Origin of the sequence: Streptococcus sp. FDAARGOS_522 (genome assembly GCF_003812445.1) — a bacterium.
Classification (GTDB): Bacteria; Bacillota; Bacilli; order Lactobacillales; family Streptococcaceae; genus Streptococcus; species Streptococcus agalactiae.
In genome coordinates this window covers 1,877,271-1,892,546 of record NZ_CP033808.1, presented here as the reverse complement: position 1 = coordinate 1,892,546, position 15,276 = coordinate 1,877,271, and the positions used below count along the sequence as shown (strand labels likewise).

The following is a 15,276-nucleotide window of genomic DNA, read 5'->3' as shown; positions in this document are numbered from 1 at the left end:
AGTTAAACATAATAGCTAGAGTAATCTACCCATTATGATAAACTTATTATGTCAAATATCAACTTAAAACCCGAAGAAGTTGGGGTTTATGCGATTGGTGGTCTCGGTGAAATCGGAAAAAATACTTACGGTATCGAATATCAAGACGAAATTATTATTGTAGACGCTGGTATTAAATTCCCTGAAGATGATCTTTTGGGAATAGATTATGTTATCCCAGACTATTCATATATCGTTGAAAACATTGACCGTATCAAGGCCCTTGTTATAACTCATGGGCACGAGGACCACATCGGTGGTATTCCTTTTCTATTAAAACAAGCTAATTTACCGATTTATGCAGGCCCTCTCGCTCTTGCTCTAATCAAAGGTAAGTTAGAAGAACATGGTTTACTTCGTGACGCTACATTATACGAAATCCACGCTAATACAGAGCTGACTTTTAAAAACTTAAGCGTTACATTTTTCCGCACTACTCACTCCATTCCTGAACCATTAGGTATTGTTATTCATACCCCTCAAGGTAAGGTTATTTGTACAGGTGACTTCAAATTTGACTTTACACCTGTTGGGGAGCCCGCTGACTTACATCGTATGGCTGCTCTAGGTGAAGACGGTGTCCTCTGCCTTTTATCAGACTCAACAAATGCTGAAGTTCCAACCTTCACTAATTCCGAAAAAATTGTTGGGCAATCTATTATGAAGATTATCGAAGGTATCGAGGGACGTATTATTTTCGCCTCTTTTGCTTCAAACATCTTCCGACTCCAACAGGCTGCTGAAGCTGCTGTTAAAACTGGTCGTAAAATTGCTGTTTTTGGACGGTCAATGGAAAAGGCAATTGTTAACGGTATTGAACTTGGCTATATTAAAGTTCCAAAAGGTACCTTCATTGAGCCAAGCGAACTTAAACATCTTCATGCTAGTGAAGTTTTAATTATGTGTACAGGTAGTCAAGGTGAGTCTATGGCAGCACTTGCTCGTATCGCTAACGGTACTCATCGTCAAGTTACTTTGCAACCTGGTGATACTGTGATTTTCTCATCAAGCCCAATCCCTGGTAATACAACAAGTGTCAATAAATTAATCAATACCATTCAAGAAGCTGGTGTCGATGTTATTCATGGTAAAATTAACAATATCCATACCTCCGGCCATGGTGGTCAACAAGAACAAAAATTAATGTTACGCTTGATTAAACCAAAGTATTTCATGCCCGTACACGGTGAGTATCGCATGCAAAAAGTCCATGCTGGTTTAGCAGTTGACACAGGTATTCCTAAAGAGAATATCTTCATTATGGAAAACGGTGATGTTTTAGCTTTAACGAGCGACTCTGCTCGCATTGCTGGACATTTCAATGCTCAAGATATCTACGTTGATGGGAATGGTATTGGCGATATTGGTGCGGCAGTTCTACGTGACCGCCACGACTTATCTGAAGATGGTGTTGTCCTTGCCGTTGCTACCGTTGATTTCGATTCAAAAATGATTTTAGCTGGACCAGACATCCTTAGCCGAGGCTTTATCTATATGAGAGAATCTGGGGACCTTATTCGCGAAAGCCAACATATCTTATTCAATGCTATTCGTATTGCACTGAAAAATAAAGATGCAAGTATCCAATCAGTAAATGGAGCTATTGTTAATGCCTTACGACCATTCTTATATGAAAAAACTGAGCGTGAGCCTATCATTATTCCTATGGTCCTTACCCCTGATAAATAAACAAAAGAACGGAAAATACCTTTTCCGTTCTTTTTAATTGCCTATATTAGCAAAATAAGTTAGTATATCAAATTACTTCTGGGATAACTATAGAATATAAAAGAACCCCATCCAAACAGTATCGTACTTTTATACCGTCTATGTGAGGAGTTCTTTATAGATTAATTCGGATAAATGTAGCTAACTACCCCTGGTGTTACTGTATTTTGTGGATCAAACCAACCACGATAATTATCAATCCATTGATGACCTGCATAATTAGATTCTAAAACCTGAATTTTATTAGTGACAGGATCTACAGCTGTAACATAAGCCACATGTCCATAACTACCATCAGTCCAACATACGATAGAACCCACGCGAGGTTGTGTTCCTACTGTATAACCAGCTGATGCGGCGCTCGCAGCCCAATCACCACCGTTTCCCCACCAGTTACCTGCCCATGTTGCCATCTCCTTTACACCCCATGTGCATTGACCTAGTGGAAACGTATTACTAGCTGGATGTGCTTGAGCAATTTCCTCCGCACTTGCTAGGTAGTCTACATCTACTGCATAGTTATATGTATTCGCATCTGCATTTGTTGAAGCAAATGAAAAAGCGGACACCAAAGCCACTGTTCCAAGCATTGTTTTAGACTTTAATTGTTTTATGTTCATGTTTTCCTCCATCTGATGACTCCTAGTTTATCAAATCCATATAACAGACAAATGAAAACCTGTAACAAGTTTTAGGCAATTTTTTACAATAATTTACAAAAAAACTAGTTTTAGACTTTACAAAATAAAGCCTAAAACTAGTTATAAACATTCTTATGATTAATATAAATCTAGGTAATTATCAATTTCCCATTGTGAAACATAAGTCGCATAACTTGCCCATTCAATACGCTTAGCATCTAAGAAATTAGTATAGATATGAGTTCCTAGGGCCGCTTTTACCACTTCATCTTCTTCAAGTGCTTTAAGAGCATTATGAAGAGTAGATGGTAAATCAACAATACCTGCTTGACGACGTTCTTCTACAGTCATAGCATAGATATTTGTCTCAATTGGTTCTGGTGCTTCAATTTTATTCTCGATTCCCTCAAGTCCTGATCCCAAAAGTACTGATAAAGCAAGATAAGGATTTGCTGTTGGGTCAACCGAGCGCAATTCTAGACGTGTTCCCATACCTCGAGATGCAGGTACACGAATAAGTGGCGAACGATTGCGACCTGCCCAAGCAATGTAAACTGGTGCTTCGTATCCTGGTACCAAACGTTTATAAGAATTAACAGTTGGATTAATGATAGCTGTGTAATTGTAAGCGTGTTTCATTAACCCACCTAAAAAGTAGTAGGCATCCTCTGATAATTGCATTCCACGTGGATCTTCTGGATCAAAGAAAGCATTGTTCCCTTCATTATCAAAAAGAGACATATTACAATGCATACCTGAACCATTGATACCAAACTTAGGTTTTGCCATAAAAGTAGCATATAAACCATGCTTACGAGCAATTGTTTTAACAACCAATTTAAATAATTGAATATTGTCACAGGCTTTTAAAACATCATCATATTTAAAGTCAATTTCATGCTGTCCAACTGCTACTTCATGATGACTAGCTTCAACTTCAAAGCCCATTTGTGTTAAGACATTAACAATTTCACGACGTGTATTATCTGCTAAGTCTGTTGGAGCTAAGTCAAAGTAGCCTCCTTTGTCATTAACATCAAGTGTTGGGTTACCATTTTCATCCATTTTAAATAGGAAAAATTCAGGTTCTGGTCCTAAGTTAAATGACTTATAGCCCATCTCTTGCATACGTTTCATATTACGCTTAAGATTTCCACGTGGATCTCCGGCAAAAGGTTCTCCTTCTGCTGTATAGATATCACAGATTAGACCTGCAACAGCTCCATTTTCATCTCCCCAAGGAAAGACAATCCAAGTATCTAAATCAGGATATAAATACATATCAGATTCATTGATACGAACAAAGCCCTCAATAGAAGATCCATCAAACATTGCTTTATTTGATAAAACTTTGTCTAATTGTTCATCTGTAGCCGGAATTTCGACATTTTTCATTACTCCTAAAATATCTGTGAACATCAAACGGAGGAAGGTAACATTTTTTTCCTTAACTTCGCGACGAATATCTTCTGCTGTGATAGTCATATAGTCTCCTTAATATCTAGCTTGACTGCATGTTTACAAATGCATATTTCCAATGTGCTGTGAAGGACTTGAAAAACGCCCTTGATTACGGAGCTCATCTTGTAAAAGTCGACGAACCTCGGCATCTGATAATGACTTTTGTTTCTCTTTGGACTTATGTTGTCTTTGCATGTATTCATTTTTAATATCAGAAATATGCAAACCATCGCTAATGAAGTCTTTTATTTCCAGTAAGCGGTCCATATCATTCAGTGAAAACATGCGGCGGTTACCTTCAGTACGTTCAGGTGTGATTAACCCTTGATCCTCATAATAGCGAATTTGTCTGGCAGTCAAATCTGTCAACTTCATAACAGCTCCAATTGGGAATACAGCCATTGTACGCCTAAGTTCTCTTTCTTTCATGATGGCCTCCTTTCATTAAACCATTATAAACTTTAAAAAGTTTGATGTCAACTCTCATGTGAGATTTTATGACATCAAACTATAATTTGTTATTTTTTAGTTTTTTCCGAAGTATTTCAATATCTGTATTAACCATCATTGCAATAAAAACACCACAAAAAGTTTCAAAAATACGTGCAAAAACGTATAGAATTGTCTCTCCGCTTGGGATTGATAAAGTTATAATAAGTAATGCGGCTGTCCCCCCAATAATACCTGATTTATTATTACAAGCAACATTAATCATGATACATAACATGGTACAAATAGGAACAATTAATAAAGTAACCCAAAAAGCTTGATGAAATATCTCATTGAATGCAAAAAATACTAAGGAGAGTAAGCCACCTATACTATTACCAATAATTCTAGAAAAACCAAAGTGCACGCTTTTATCAAAGTCTTCTCTTAAACTAAATACAGCAGTTAGAGCACCAATTTGAAGCCCTTTCCAACCAAATAAATGAAAAACCAATAAAACTAAAAAGACCGATAAGCCTGTTTTAAATGTTCTCATTCCCAATTTAAACTTTTTAATATCAAATTTGTAATTAGATAATAATTTTTTTAACGTTTTCATACCTATCCCTTCACTATATATTCTAACATATCAATCCATAAAACCCTTTTTGTAAACGTTTTATTTATTACTAGTATATCTTTTATAAACCAATTTATATGAAATCGTCATAAACTTTTGAAAATTGCAGTGTCAACCAAATACCACTATATCTAAAAACTAGTAAATGATAAGTGAAGTCAAGGAAAATTCAATAACTCTACATTATCAACTAAAAAAAGACATGCATCAGCATGTCCTTTAATATAAATTATAATGACTATTATTTTTCAGTCAATGCTGCCAAACCTGGTAATACTTTACCTTCGAGCAATTCCATGCTTGCTCCACCACCAGTAGAGATCCATGAGAATTTGTCAGCACGGCCAAGGTTGATAGCAGCTGCTGCTGAATCACCACCACCGATGATTGATTTAACGCCTGGTTGTTTAACGATAGCGTCCATTACACCGATTGTACCAGCTTGGAAGTCAGGGTTTTCAAAGACACCCATAGGTCCATTCCATACAACTGTTTTAGCACCAGTAAGTGCTTCATCAAATTTAGCGATTGATTTAGGACCGATGTCAAGACCAAGGAACCCTTCGGAAACTGCTTCACCTTCAGTGTCGCGAACTTCAGTGTAACCAGCAAATGCGTTTGCTTCTTTTGAGTCAACTGGCAAGATCAATTTACCGTTTGATTTTTCAAGGAGGTCTTTAGCAACATCCAATTTGTCTTCTTCTACAAGTGAGTTACCGATTTCGATACCTTGAGCTTTGTAGAATGTGTAAGTCATACCACCACCGATAAGAACTTTATCAGCTTTTTCAAGAAGGTTTTCGATAACACCAATCTTATCAGAAACTTTTGAACCACCAAGGATAGCTACGAATGGACGTTCTGGAGTTTCAACTGCTTCTTGGATGTAAGCAATTTCGTTTTCAAGAAGGAAACCAGCTACAGCTTTTTCAACGTTTGCTGAGATACCTACGTTTGATGCGTGAGCACGGTGTGCTGTACCAAATGCATCGTTAACGAAGATTCCATCTCCAAGTGAAGCCCAGTATTTACCAAGTTCTTCGTCATTCTTAGATTCTTTCTTACCGTCAACATCTTCAAAACGAGTGTTTTCAACCAAAAGAACTTGTCCATCTTCCAAAGCATTGATTGCTTCTTCTAATTTTGCACCACGAGTAACACCTGGGAATACAACATCTTGACCAAGTTTAGCAGCTAAATCAGCAGCTACCGGTGCAAGTGATTTTCCTTCTTTGTCAGCTTCTTCTTTAACACGTCCAAGGTGAGAGAAGAGGATAGCACGACCACCTTGTTCGATGATATACTTGATTGTTGGAAGAGCCGCAGTGATACGGTTGTCGTTAGTGATAACGCCGTCTTTCAAAGGCACATTAAAGTCAACACGAACGAGGACTTTTTTACCTTTCAAATCAACGTCTTTAACAGTCAATTTAGCCATTAGTAAAACTCCTTATATAATTTGATATTATTTATTATAACATATTTTTGTGAACAGTTGTAATTATTGATTACTTTTTCACAAATAGATTTCATAGATTTTCCTAGTTGTTTTCAAGAGAATTCGTATACTTATTAATCATACGAATGCAACATTTTTTGTCGTTCTTTCAATTGTTTTTGAACATCCAGATGTTTTCCTTGATAAATAGCACTTTCCCAAGAACCGTACATAGGATTTGGGAAAACAATAAATTTACTACCAAACTCACTTTGAAGTTTAGTTAGTAGTTGTTCTCTATCTGTACTAGATGATTTAGAAAAATCAGCAAAATCAACTAAATTATCTCCAAAAAGCATAATTAAATTGGTATCTTTTTGAACTGCCTGACGGCGACTCTCTTTAGATTTCATTCCTTTTTTAAGGAAAAGCAAGTGGTCTTTCCCTTGAACAGGTATACCTTCTTTCTCTAAATTTTCTTTAGTCGCATCAACTTGGGCATCTGTACGATCTGAGACATAATAAATTTTTATTCCCTTTTCATTAGCATACTTCAAAAATTCTTTGGCACCCGCAACAGCCTTAGCTGATTTCTTTTGCACCCATTTATCCCAACTCTCTGGCGTGAAACTAGAGCCATCTTTAATATTCTTTGCTTGATATGGGCTATTATCTAAAACTGTTTCATCTAAATCTAAGATAATTGAATATGGTTTTTCACTGGGCTTTTGTAACCAATCATCTAACTTCATTTTAGCAACATTATAACCTTGTAAATATAAAGCCTTGGCTTCTGCAGAATTTTGATACCAAAGGACAGACATAGTGTTTTCCTTAGCCAACAGTTTATTAGAACTTAGAGAAATATTTTAAAATTTCGTCTTTTGCTCCACCTTATCTGGAGACATATCAGCTTTTTTAGTGCTGTGGTTTGACTGACATGCTGTCATCATAAATACAGCAACAGATAACGATAAAACTGAAAAACCTTTTGTAGTCTTCATAAAACTTCTCCTCTATATTTTTTCAATTAAATCATACCACTGCTTACTTTCAAAATCAAACCTTATTTTAACTTATAGCCAATATAATTCAGTTTTCATTTCTTTTCTGATAATTTTCTACAACAAAATGAAAAAACATTCGTATTATTTTTAATTTATAAAAATAAAAGAGGGATAAATCCCTCTTTTACATCATATTAATTAAAAATTATTTTGCAATTTTTGCAAAGTATTCAAGTGTACGAACAAGTTGTGAAGTGTATGACATTTCGTTATCGTACCATGAAACAACTTTAACCAATTGGTTACCGTCAACAGTTTGAACTTTAGTTTGAGTAGCATCAAACAATGAACCGTATGAAATACCAACGATATCAGATGATACGATTGGATCTTCAGTATAACCGTATGAATCGTTAGCTGCTGCTTTCATAGCTGCATTTACTTCTTCAACAGTTACGTCTTTTTCAAGAGTTGCAACCAATTCAGTTACTGATCCAGTTGGAACAGGAACACGTTGTGCAGCACCATCAAGTTTACCGTTCAATTCTGGGATAACAAGACCGATAGCTTTTGCAGCACCAGTTGAGTTAGGAACGATGTTTGCAGCACCTGCACGAGCACGACGAAGGTCACCACCACGGTGTGGTCCGTCAAGGATCATTTGGTCACCAGTGTATGCGTGGATAGTAGTCATCAAACCTTGTTTAACACCAAAGTTGTCTTGTAAAGCTTTAGCCATTGGAGCAAGACAGTTTGTAGTACATGAAGCACCTGAGATAACTGTTTCAGTTCCATCAAGGATATCGTGGTTAGTGTTGAAAACAACTGTTTTAACGTCGTTTCCACCAGGAGCTGTGATAACAACTTTTTTAGCACCATTTTCATGGATGTGTTGTTCAGCTTTTTCTTTTGATGCAAAGAAACCAGTTGCTTCAAGAACGATTTCTACGCCATCAGTAGCCCAGTCAATGTTTGCTGGTTCGCGTTCAGCAGAAACTTTAACAAATTGACCGTTAACTTCGAATCCACCTTCTTTAACTTCAACAGTACCGTCGAAACGACCTTGAGTTGTGTCATATTTCAACAAGTGTGCAAGCATGTTTGGATCTGTAAGGTCGTTGATACGAGTAACTTCAACACCTTCTACGTTTTGGATGCGACGGAATGCAAGACGACCGATACGACCGAAACCGTTAATACCAACTTTAACTACCATTAGTGATTTCCTCCTTATGAAAATCTCAAATATTTTATTTTAGGGATCCCCCTAACCAATGTGAAAAGATTAACTTGTACATATGTGCAAAAATCTTTCAACACAATTATTATATCTTTTTTCGAGAAAAATTGCAATGAATTTACCACTTTCAAAAGGAAAAAAAGATACTCTTTCGAGTACCTTTTCATAAGTTTTCAGAAATTATTCACCAGAGTTTTTCTTGATGATTTCTTCTTGAACTGACTTAGGAACATCTTCGTAGTGGTCAAATACCATCATGAATGTACCACGTCCTTGTGTTGCAGAACGAAGAACTGTTGCATAACCAAACATTTCAGCAAGTGGAACAAAGGCACGAACAACTTGTGTGTTACCACGTGCTTCCATACCATCAACACGACCGCGACGTGCAGTCACGTGACCCATAACGTCACCAAGATTGTCTTCTGGAGCTGTAATTGTAACAAGCATCATTGGCTCAAGGATAGCTGGTTGCGCTGATTTAGCAGCTTCTTTAAGTGCAAGTGATGCAGCAATCTTGAAGGCTGTCTCAGATGAGTCAACATCATGGTATGAACCATCGTAAAGTTTAGCTTTTACGTCAACCATTGGATATCCAGCAAGAACACCGTTTGCCATAGATTCTACAAGTCCTTTTTCAACGGCTGGAATAAATTCACGAGGAACCACACCACCGACGATAGCATTTTCGAATTCGAATCCTTTACCTTCTTCGTTTGGTGTAAATTCAATCCAAACATCACCAAATTGACCTTTACCACCAGATTGGCGTTTGAAGAATCCACGTGCTTGTGTAGAAGCGCGGAATGTTTCGCGGTATGATACTTGGGGTGCCCCAACGTTTGCTTCAACTTTGAATTCACGTTTCATACGGTCAACAAGGACATCAAGGTGAAGTTCACCCATTCCTGAGATAACTGTTTCACCAGTTTCAACGTTAGTTTCAACGCGGAACGTTGGGTCTTCTTCAGCAAGTTTTTGAAGGGCGATACCCATTTTATCTTGGTCAGCTTTAGATTTTGGCTCAACCATCAATTGGATAACTGGTTCTGGAACTTCAATTGATTCAAGAATAACTTTTGATTTTTCATCAGTCAATGAATCACCTGTAGTTGTATCTTTCAAACCAACAGCCGCTGCGATATCACCAGCATAAACAGTTTCAATTTCTTGACGACTATTTGCGTGCATTTGTAAGATACGTCCGATACGTTCACGTTTACCTTTAGATGTATTCAACACGTATGAACCTGAATTAAGAACACCTGAGTACACACGGAAGAATGTTAAGCGACCCACGAAAGGATCTGTCATGATCTTGAAGGCAAGCGCTGCAAATGGCTCTTCATCTGAAGCAGGGCGTGTTTCTTCTTCGTCAGTATCAGGGTTAATACCTTTGATTGCAGGAATATCAAGTGGGCTTGGAAGGTAATCAATAACAGCATCAAGCATCAATTGAACACCTTTATTCTTGAAGGCTGAACCACACAATACAGGATAGAATTCAACGTTGATAGTTGCTTTACGAATAGCAGCCATCAACTCTTCGTTAGTGATTTCTTCACCTTCAAGGTATTTCATCATCAAATCTTCATCAGTATCAGCAACTGCTTCTACTAATTTTTCACGGTATTCATTTGCTTGATCAACATACTCTGCTGGAATGTCTTCTTCAAGGATATCTGTACCAAGATCATTAGTATAGATTTCAGCTTTCATTTTGATTAAGTCAATGATACCACGGAAATCGTCTTCTGAACCAATTGGCAATTGAATTGGGTGTGCATTCGCTTGAAGACGGTCATGAAGTGATTGTACTGAATAGAGGAAGTCAGCACCGATTTTATCCATTTTATTAGCAAAAACGATACGTGGAACTCCGTATTCTGTTGCTTGACGCCAAACTGTTTCAGTTTGAGGTTCTACACCTGATTGAGCATCAAGAACTGTTACCGCACCATCAAGTACACGAAGTGAACGTTGAACTTCAATTGTGAAGTCCACGTGTCCTGGTGTATCGATGATGTTAACACGGTGACCATCCCATTGTGCTGTTGTTGCAGCTGATGTAATTGTGATACCACGTTCTTGTTCTTGTTCCATCCAGTCCATTTGTGAAGCACCTTCGTGTGTTTCACCGATTTTGTGGATTTTACCAGTATAGTAAAGAATACGCTCAGTTGTTGTTGTTTTACCAGCATCAACGTGAGCCATGATACCGATATTACGAGTTTTTTCAAGTGAAAATTCGCGAGCCATTTGGTTTCTCCTATATTTTAAATTATTTACTTCTTTATTATAACACTATTTATAAAAAACGGATAGGCAGGACCTACCCGTTCTAATTGCTAACATTGCTATCTACCAAACAATTTGTTTAGTAGCTATGATAAGTCTCAAAAAGAGAGTAATCTTACCAACGGAAGTGTGCAAAGGCACGGTTAGCTTCAGCCATTTTGTGAGTATCTTCACGTTTCTTAACTGATGCTCCTGTGTTGTTTGCAGCATCCATGATTTCTTTTGCAAGACGATCTTTCATAGTGTGTTCACCACGAGCACGTGATGCGTTAACCAACCAACGAAGTCCTAAAGTTGTACGACGTTCTGGACGAACTTCGACAGGAACTTGGTAGTTTGATCCACCAACACGGCGTGCGCGTACCTCAAGTACAGGCATGATGTTTTCCATAGCTGTTTCGAATACTTCAAGAGCATCTGTTCCAGTAGCTTCTTTAATTGCTTCAAAAGCATCATATACGATAGTTGCAGCAGTACCACGTTTACCATCAAGCATTACACGGTTGATAAGACGTGTAACGATTTTTGAGTTATACAATGGATCTGGTAATACTTCGCGTTTAGGCGCTTGATTTTTACGACTCATTTTCTCTTATCCCCCTTCTAATTACCCTTTAGGACGTTTAGCACCGTATTTAGAACGGCCTTGTTTACGATCAGCTACACCTGCAGTATCAAGTGCACCACGAACGATATGGTAACGTACCCCTGGAAGGTCTTTTACACGTCCACCACGGATAAGCACAACACTGTGTTCTTGCAAGTTGTGTCCGATACCTGGAATGTAAGCAGTAACTTCAATAAGGTTGCTCAAACGTACACGAGCAAATTTACGAAGGGCAGAGTTAGGTTTTTTAGGTGTCATAGTTCCAACACGAGTTGCAACACCACGTTTTTGTGGTGCAGATAATTTAGTGTGAACTTTTCTGTGACTGTTGTAACCAATATTCAAAGCAGGTGAATCTGATTTTTCAACTTTAGATTTACGTGGTTTACGTACCAACTGGTTAATTGTAGGCATCTACATTTCTCCTGTAAGTTTTTAATTTTTGGTTGATATAGCACTTGGTGACAGCCTATACCTGCGTGTACTTTTGCAACAATTGTCAGCACGTCTCTGTACACTTTTGAGAGACCAAAAGTAAAAGTACCGTTTATCATAGTATCATTTTACACATGATGTGTCAAGCTTTTATTACTTTTACAAGCAAAAAGAATCAAGGATGTCACCTTGACTCTTTAATCAAATATATTCCCCGCTTCTACAGAGACTCTATTATTTTTTACATCAATTTCAGATACTCTCAGAAGAGATTTATAGGCCATCTTCTCACGTTGTTCCTGAGCATTTTCTGCAAATACAGCGACACCTACTAATGTGCTATCGAATTCTGAGAGTAAACTAATCATCCCCGAAACAGTACCTCCACCTTTCAAGAAATCATCAACTATTAAAACTCGACTGTTAGGTTTTAAGCTACGCTTAGAAAGAAACATTTTTTCAATACGGCCACTTGAACCACTAGCGTAGTTTACTGACACAGTAGAACCTTCCGTAATCTTCAAATCACGTCTCACAATAACAAAAGGAACATCTAAAACATTTGCTACTGCGTTTGCTAAAGGAACACCTTTTGTTGCAACCGTCATGACAGCATCAATTTTTTGACCTCTGTAAGCGTTCGCTATAATGCGACCAATACTTTGTAACATTTTTGGTGTACTGAGTAGATCTGAAAGATAAATGTAACCTCCCGGAAGAATACGATCGTTTTCAGATAAACGCTGTCTTAATTCTTCAACGATTTCTTTCGCTTCTGCTTCAGCAATAGTTGGTGTAAAGATAACACCTCCACTTGCACCAGTCACAGTTTTAATATCTCCGATTTGAGCTTGTTCAAAAGCTTTTTTGATAATAGCAATATCTTCTGAAATCGAAGATTTCGCGGCACCGTATTTACTAGCAAATGTATTTAAACTAGTTAATGTATAGGGATTATTTATTAGGTAATTTGAAATAACAACCATGCGTTCGCTACGTCTTAATTTCATATTTTCTCCTTATTCATAGCATTCTTTACATATAGTATAACATAACAAATGCTAAAAACGAACATTTTATTTTAGGTCTTAATTATTCTACCTAAATTATTTAATGTTCGGTTTATAAAAAGAACGGTTATCCATGGCAAAAATGCGATTTGTCATTTCACCTTCGTTGACACGGTTTAAAGCTGTTGTCATCATCATCATATTTGCATCAATGTTATCGATCATATGGATAATTTCTGCCTCCATGATTCTAGGACGAACCGGGCTTCCATATTCTAATTGTCCATGATGACTCAGAATAACATGGCGTAACACTGTAACCTCTTCTTTTGTATCATCAATATTAAGCTCTGCTAGTATTTTTGTTAATTCCTCATCAATAAGTGAAATATGACCGATAAGATTACCTCGAATAGTATATTCTGTATTATCAGGACCCGATAACTCAATGACCTTGGCTAAATCATGTAGCATAATACCAGCAAACATCAAACTTTTATTAAGTTCTAGATAGATATCTCCGATACTATCTGCCAAACGAACCATCGTTGCCGTGTGATATGCCAATCCTGATTCAAAGGCGTGGTGGTTTGTTTTGGCGGCTGGATAGGTAAAAAATTCCTTATTGTATTTACGATAAAGTGCTCTTACCACACGCTGCCAGGTTGCATTTTCAATTTTAAAGAGCATTTGTTCCATGTACTCTCTCACGTTGTCAACATTGATTGGAGGTTTTTCTTTAAAATCTCTAGGATCATTAGGTTCACCATCTTTGATGTTTCTTAATGTAATTTGGTTGACTTGGGGAGTTCCATTATAAACTTCACGACGCCCTTTCATATGAACAATTTTACCGGCTACAAACTCTTCTACATTATAGGTTTGTGCATCCCACATATTTCCTGAAATTTCGCCAGTATCATCTTGAAAGGTAAAGGCAATAAAGTCTTTACCTGCACGCGTTTTACGAACTTCTGCTTTCTTTATAAGGTAAAACCCCTCAAAAAGCTCGTCTTTTTTCATTTGGTTAATTTTCATTAATTTCCTCTTCTTCTGTTATAGGAAGGTTTAACAAGCTAGTGGTTGCTTGATCTTGATGTTCTTCAACTGTATTTAAGGCTCTGATAATAGCGTTTGTCCGCGTTGTGAGTAAACTATCAATACTTTTACTTGCTGTATTTAATTGTTTTTGAGCTTTTGATAACATGCCACCAAATTTTCCAAATTCAACCTTGACATTCCCTAAAATTTTACTAATATCATTAGCATTCTTTTGAATATTTAAGGTTTTAAAGCCAACAGATAATGAATTTAGTAAAGCAGATAAGGTTGACGGTCCAGCTACTACAATATTTTCGTCACGTCTTAGACTATCAAAGAATGTTGCATTTCTTACCACTTCAGAATAGAGCCCTTCAGTTGGTAAGAACATGATACCAAAATTTGTCGTTTCAGGAGGATTTAAGTACTTATTGTTTATATCTTTTGCAAATTTACGAATACTTGCCAGTAAAGATTTACGATAGAGTTCTATTTGAACCTTGTCACCCAATTCATAAGCATCTTCCAATCGGTAATAATCTTCTAGAGGAAACTTAGAGTCAATAGGCAAATAGATATAATCTCCCTGACCATTTCCAGGTAATTTAATAGCATATTCAACACGCTCAGAAGAGCCAGACACAGTAGGAAATTCTCTCTCATATTGACTAACTGTCATAATATCTTCTATAATTTGGCCGAGTTGTAACTCCCCTAATATTCCCCTTGTCTTAGTATTTGACAAGACTTTGTTCAGTGTACCAACATCTTGGGCAACAGTTTTCATCTCCCCAAGACCTTGATTGACACTCTCTAGTTGACGCGATACAGTTTCAAAAGAAGTTTGCAAACGCGTTTGTAGCGTTTTTTCTAGCTTTTCCTCAACAGTTTGGCGCATTTGATCCAAGCGTTTTTCATTGGAATCTTGCATTTTCTGAACTGACTGAGATAAATTGGAGTTAATCAATTCCAAGCGTTTGTCTGATCGATCTCGACTCTCCGTTAAATGCTGATTTAATTCTGTACGCATATCGGTAAGCAACTGATAAATTTCCTGTTGCATACGGTTTAGCTGATTAGTCAACGTTAGAATTTGATCTTTTTGCGCCGCTTCTATCTGGTATGTCAGTTGGTCTGATAGATTATCAGCATTATCTTCAAGTTGTTTTTCAACGGACTTTGTTAATTCCGTCATTTTTTGGTAAGAAATTATCGTCACTGTCAGACTAGCTAGTGCAATGATCAAAATGATGACAAGCATA

13 protein-coding genes and 1 pseudogene are annotated in these 15,276 nt (G+C 37.2%); 1 reads left to right on the top strand and 13 read right to left on the bottom strand.

What is annotated here, in order from left to right; all coding sequences use genetic code 11:
* Positions 1–48 precede the first annotated feature (48 nt).
* Positions 49–1,728 (top strand): ribonuclease J, encoded by a 1,680-nt coding sequence (locus EGX70_RS09885; RefSeq protein WP_000065497.1) that lies wholly within the window; start codon positions 49–51, stop codon positions 1,726–1,728.
* A gap of 161 nt (positions 1,729–1,889) precedes the next feature.
* Here the strand turns inward: EGX70_RS09885 and EGX70_RS09880 are convergent, their stop codons facing one another.
* From EGX70_RS09880 to rmuC, 13 genes and pseudogenes are all read right to left on the bottom strand, one after another.
* A complete protein-coding gene (locus tag EGX70_RS09880; RefSeq protein ID WP_000392202.1) occupies positions 1,890–2,399 on the bottom strand; it encodes a CHAP domain-containing protein in 510 nt (169 codons plus the stop codon).
* Between the two features lie 147 nt (positions 2,400–2,546).
* Positions 2,547–3,893: a type I glutamate--ammonia ligase gene (gene glnA / locus EGX70_RS09875; RefSeq protein ID WP_000156225.1), complete on the bottom strand. Its 1,347-nt coding sequence runs from the start codon at positions 3,891–3,893 to the stop codon at positions 2,547–2,549.
* A 33-nt stretch (positions 3,894–3,926) separates the two neighbouring features.
* Positions 3,927–4,298 carry a MerR family transcriptional regulator gene (locus EGX70_RS09870; protein WP_000664338.1) on the bottom strand — a complete coding sequence of 124 codons (372 nt, stop codon included), beginning with the start codon at positions 4,296–4,298 and terminating at the stop codon, positions 3,927–3,929.
* A gap of 79 nt (positions 4,299–4,377) precedes the next feature.
* Positions 4,378–4,917, bottom strand: a complete 540-nt coding sequence (locus EGX70_RS09865; RefSeq protein WP_000854121.1) for an aromatic acid exporter family protein — start codon at positions 4,915–4,917, stop codon at positions 4,378–4,380.
* 262 nt (positions 4,918–5,179) lie between these two features.
* Positions 5,180–6,376, bottom strand: a complete 1,197-nt coding sequence (gene pgk, locus EGX70_RS09860) for a phosphoglycerate kinase (RefSeq protein WP_001096753.1) — start codon at positions 6,374–6,376, stop codon at positions 5,180–5,182.
* Between the two features lie 134 nt (positions 6,377–6,510).
* Positions 6,511–7,380 (bottom strand): annotated as a pseudogene (locus EGX70_RS09855) (5'-nucleotidase, lipoprotein e(P4) family).
* Between the two features lie 208 nt (positions 7,381–7,588).
* Positions 7,589–8,599, bottom strand: a complete 1,011-nt coding sequence (gene gap, locus EGX70_RS09850; protein WP_000260656.1) for a type I glyceraldehyde-3-phosphate dehydrogenase — start codon at positions 8,597–8,599, stop codon at positions 7,589–7,591.
* A 204-nt stretch (positions 8,600–8,803) separates the two neighbouring features.
* Positions 8,804–10,882: an elongation factor G gene (gene fusA / locus EGX70_RS09845; protein ID WP_000090323.1), complete on the bottom strand. Its 2,079-nt coding sequence runs from the start codon at positions 10,880–10,882 to the stop codon at positions 8,804–8,806.
* Between the two features lie 154 nt (positions 10,883–11,036).
* Positions 11,037–11,507 (bottom strand): 30S ribosomal protein S7, encoded by a 471-nt coding sequence (gene rpsG / locus EGX70_RS09840; protein WP_000087842.1) that lies wholly within the window; start codon positions 11,505–11,507, stop codon positions 11,037–11,039.
* Positions 11,508–11,528: 21 nt separating this feature from the next.
* The gene (rpsL, locus tag EGX70_RS09835) at positions 11,529–11,942 is read right to left on the bottom strand and encodes a 30S ribosomal protein S12 (protein ID WP_001142328.1); all 414 of its coding nucleotides are present in this window, start codon (positions 11,940–11,942) and stop codon (positions 11,529–11,531) included.
* Positions 11,943–12,160: 218 nt separating this feature from the next.
* A complete protein-coding gene (gene purR / locus EGX70_RS09825; RefSeq protein WP_000776878.1) occupies positions 12,161–12,973 on the bottom strand; it encodes a pur operon repressor in 813 nt (270 codons plus the stop codon).
* 96 nt (positions 12,974–13,069) lie between these two features.
* On the bottom strand, positions 13,070–14,011 hold the full coding sequence (locus EGX70_RS09820; protein WP_000700691.1) for a 3'-5' exoribonuclease YhaM family protein: 942 nt from the start codon (positions 14,009–14,011) through the stop codon (positions 13,070–13,072).
* Positions 14,001–15,275: a DNA recombination protein RmuC gene (gene rmuC / locus EGX70_RS09815; RefSeq protein WP_000960180.1), complete on the bottom strand. Its 1,275-nt coding sequence runs from the start codon at positions 15,273–15,275 to the stop codon at positions 14,001–14,003. Before rmuC ends, EGX70_RS09820 begins: the two co-directional genes overlap by 11 nt.
* Position 15,276 lies beyond the last annotated feature (1 nt).